This window comes from Sulfuricurvum sp., assembly GCF_049587615.1.
Taxonomy (GTDB): Bacteria; Campylobacterota; Campylobacteria; order Campylobacterales; family Sulfurimonadaceae; genus Sulfuricurvum.
In genome coordinates this window covers 1-3,729 of the sequence record NZ_JBAVEF010000007.1, presented here as the reverse complement: position 1 = coordinate 3,729, position 3,729 = coordinate 1, and the positions used below count along the sequence as shown (strand labels likewise).

The following is a 3,729-nucleotide window of genomic DNA, read 5'->3' as shown; positions in this document are numbered from 1 at the left end:
TTATCGAGCTTAAAGACCGGACTAAATTTGCCAACGACAAAGAAGCCGATCTGTTTATTTCGGTCCATGCCAACTCCATCCCTAAAACCTCCGATCCCCTCGGAGCGCAGGGACTGGAAACCTATTTCCTCTCTCCGGGACGGAGTGAGCGGGCGATGCGGGTAGCGGCGTTGGAAAATTCTGAAGATATGAACGAGATGGGTCAGTACGGAAAACTCAGCTTCCTGAGCTTTTTGAACACCGAAAAAATCATTGCTTCCAATAAACTGGCGATTGATTTGCAAAAAGGGATGCTCGCCAATCTGCGGAAACAATTCCCGAACGTACGGGACAACGGCGTCAGAGAAGCCCCGTTCTGGGTTTTAGTCGGAGCTCAGATGCCGGCAGTATTGCTTGAAGTCGGCTATATCAGCCATCCGGACGAATCGGCGCGGATCGCTGATGAAAAGTACCAAAAATGGATGGTGGAAGGGCTTCTTGAAGGGGTGGGGCGCTATTTCACCAATAACGGCTAACTCTATTTGTATACGCTAAGCCGAACAAAGTCCGGTTTGCTGCGATAACTCTAGGTTTCCTTCGGCAGGAAGCCTACGCGCGGTCATCGCGCTTTTTTATTTACTTTTTTCGTAAAAGTAGTTCGTTGCTTCGACAAATCCTTCGACACTTCCGCAATCGAACCGTTTTCCGTTAAATTTATAGGCCAGAACCATCCCGTTTTGGGCTTGTGTCATCAGCGCGTCGGTGATCTGGATTTCACCCCCCTTGCCGGGAGCAGTTTTTTCGATGATGCCGAAAATGTCAGGAGTCAGAATATAGCGCCCGATGATCGCCAGATTGCTCGGGGCAACGGAAGGATCCGGTTTTTCGACCATGTTGCCGACTTTGTAGACTCCCTCTTCGATCTGTGTTCCTTCGATAATCCCGTAACGGTTGGTTTGGCTCGGATCGATTTCCTCGATCGCGACGATCGAGCATTGGTATTTGGCAAACAAGGCCACCATCTGTGAGAGAATACCTCCGGCTCCGTTTCCGTCGCATAAGTCATCGGCGAGGACAACGGCAAACGGCTCGTTCCCGATCAGTGTTTCGCCCGTAAGAATCGCATGCCCCAGCCCTTTCATCTCGTTTTGGCGGGTGTAGGAGAACGTGCATTGATCGATCAGGGTACGGATCTCGGTGAGATAGTGCTCTTTGTCGGTCCCTTTGATCTGGTGCTCCAGCTCATAGCTTACGTCAAAATGATCTTCCAATGCCCGTTTCCCGCGCCCCGTAACAATGGCCATTGTGTGAATACCCGCTTCGACCGCTTCTTCGACTCCATACTGGATCAGCGGTTTGGTGAGGACGGGAAGCATCTCTTTGGGCATTGCTTTGGTGGCAGGTAAAAAGCGTGTTCCGTATCCGGCTGCGGGGAAAAGGCATTTTTTGATCATGGATACTCCTGAAAAACGTTGAATACTATACGATACGGCATTTTAGCACAGGGGGCTTAACACAATGTTTGAATCCGTTTGCTTTTGAGACACATAAAATGAGTTATAATGTTTTGTTATTGATCCAGGAGGACAACGATGAAACGAATAGCTGCAATAGCATTGATTACGGGAAGTTTGTTCAGTGGGGCGGCAGGAGCCGAGTTTGATATCGGAGTTTCCGGTTCGGAAAGAGGGATCAGCGGTCTTTCTCTTTCGATAGGCGATTACTACCGTGTGCCGCACAGCGAAATCATTGTGATTGAACGGGCTATCCCCCGCGAGGAGATGAGCGTCGTATATCTGTTATCGCGCCGAGCACACCGCGATGCGCAGTTTATTGCCGATCTTCGTTTACGCGGACTCAGTTGGTGGGACATTACGATCCGCCTCGGACTTGACCCGCACACTCTTTATGTCGTGGATTCTCATCGCCATTCAGGGCCTCCGTACGGTAAAGCGTACGGATATTACAAAGAGGGGAAAAAGCACCGTCTGCGCGATGATGAGATCGTAGAACTTTCCAATGTCCGTTTCCTCTCCAAATATCACCGTGTGAGTGCTGATGATGTGATCGATCAGCGTCGCAAGGGAGAACGGTACATGAACATCGACGAGCACTACCGGAGTAAAAAAGGGTCTTCAAATTATCAGGAAAAGCGGTATGAAGAGCGGGGATCGAAAAGTTATGATGACCGAGGGGCCAAAGGCGGTAAACCATCGCAAGAACGCGGGGCAAAAGGGCATGGTAACGGCAAAGGATCCGAGCGTTAATCTCGACGTCTCTCTTAGAATTTAATCATTTTCAGGCACAATGCCGATAATGTAATACAGATTCAAAAGAGTGCACGAAAAAGGAACCGTCTTTGGGTAAATTGTTTTTAGCAAAACAGAAAATTTTTAACGCCGACGGAAATGTCTACGCGTACGAACTGTTGTTTCGGGATACCGCCCACGGGATAGCGGAATTTCCGGGCAACATGAAAGCAACTTCTCATATTATCATCAATACGCTGACCAACCTCAATATCGACCAGCTTCTGGGCAAAAACGGGACTGCGTTTATCAACGTAGATGAGCAGATGCTCACATCCGGCATCATTGACATGCTCGATAAAAAAAGATTTATCCTTGAATTACTTGAGACGATCGAATTGAGCGAAAAAGTGATCGAGAAAATCAAGCTCTATCACAAACGCGGGTACACGATAGCTATTGACGATTTCGACTGCAGCATTGGAATGATCAAAAAATTCGCACCGCTGATCAAACATATCCACATTATGAAAATCGATGTTATGTCCGCAGAACTGCAGAATATTGAAGCAGTAATGGGGAAATTGCGCAACGCGGGGATCAAGTTCCTGGCTGAAAAGATCGAGACAAAAGAAGAGTACGACAAATATCGCTCGATTCAGTTTGATCTGTTTCAGGGATATTTTTTGCATAAGCCCGAAATCGTGGAAATCGACGGGTATAAAGAGGTCACCCACCTCATTATTTTGCAGCTTATCCGATTAATCAAAGAGGATGCTGAAACGACCAAGATCGAGATGTTTATCAAACAACGCGCCGATTTGTCGTTTAAACTGATCAAATTCCTGAATAACCAAGAATCGTTCAGTACGCCGGTCGAATCAATCACACAGGTCATTACGCTGCTCGGACGCGATAAACTTCTGCGATGGCTGCTCGTCTATCTGTATGCGGAGATTTCCACTAATCCCGCTTCAGAGGTCATTTTGCAGTTTGCGTTGAACCGTGCCGAACGGATGGAAGAAGACGCCCATCATCGGGATAAGGAAAAAGCGTACCTTGCGGGGATGTTTTCGCTGCTAGGGGCACTTTTTGATACGAACATCAAAGAGTTGATGAACCATGTCAAGATGGACAGTGAGATCACACGGTTGGTGATTGAGAAAAAAGGGAAATTTGCCCCCAGCCTCCAAAAAGCCGAGCTAATGGAAAAAGAGTACCTTCGAAAACTGATTCTTGAGAATTTCGACAAACTTGATCCGGTTGAGCTGATTTATGCGCTTGAGTACAGCGGCGTGCATATCGATAAAACGAAGCTCTAGTCAAAAAAATACTAGTTTGATACAGTCTGGGCACAGTAAAATTTTTAGAATCTGCAAGTATCGTAAATAGGGGAGTTTAAAAGTAGGTGGCGGACAGAGAGGGATTCGAACCCTCGGTACCGTTGCCAGTACGTCTCCTTAGCAGGGAGGTGGTTTCAGCCAACTCACCCATCTGTCCA

At 47.6% G+C, this 3,729-nt stretch carries 4 protein-coding genes and 1 tRNA gene; 3 read left to right on the top strand and 2 right to left on the bottom strand.

Features of this window, described 5'->3' with window-relative positions:
- A partial coding sequence (locus tag WB308_RS00385; protein WP_424187863.1) for an N-acetylmuramoyl-L-alanine amidase family protein occupies positions 1-515 on the top strand: 515 nt, incomplete at its 5' end.
- Positions 516-611: 96 nt separating this feature from the next.
- Here WB308_RS00385 and galU read toward each other — a convergent pair.
- Positions 612-1,433 carry a UTP--glucose-1-phosphate uridylyltransferase GalU gene (galU, locus tag WB308_RS00380; RefSeq protein ID WP_424187861.1) on the bottom strand — a complete coding sequence of 274 codons (822 nt, stop codon included), beginning with the start codon at positions 1,431-1,433 and terminating at the stop codon, positions 612-614.
- A 138-nt stretch (positions 1,434-1,571) separates the two neighbouring features.
- Here galU and WB308_RS00375 point away from each other — a divergent pair, with 138 nt between their 5' ends.
- Both WB308_RS00375 and WB308_RS00370 read left to right on the top strand, forming a co-directional pair.
- Positions 1,572-2,246: a hypothetical protein gene (locus tag WB308_RS00375; protein ID WP_424187859.1), complete on the top strand. Its 675-nt coding sequence runs from the start codon at positions 1,572-1,574 to the stop codon at positions 2,244-2,246.
- Between the two features lie 92 nt (positions 2,247-2,338).
- Complete coding sequence (locus WB308_RS00370; protein WP_424187857.1) at positions 2,339-3,550, top strand: EAL and HDOD domain-containing protein; 1,212 nt, start codon at positions 2,339-2,341, stop codon at positions 3,548-3,550.
- An 87-nt stretch (positions 3,551-3,637) separates the two neighbouring features.
- On the opposite strand, the gene WB308_RS00365 is transcribed toward WB308_RS00370, so the two are convergent.
- Positions 3,638-3,728: transfer RNA gene (locus WB308_RS00365), tRNA-Ser, on the bottom strand.
- Position 3,729: the final 1 nt, after the last annotated feature.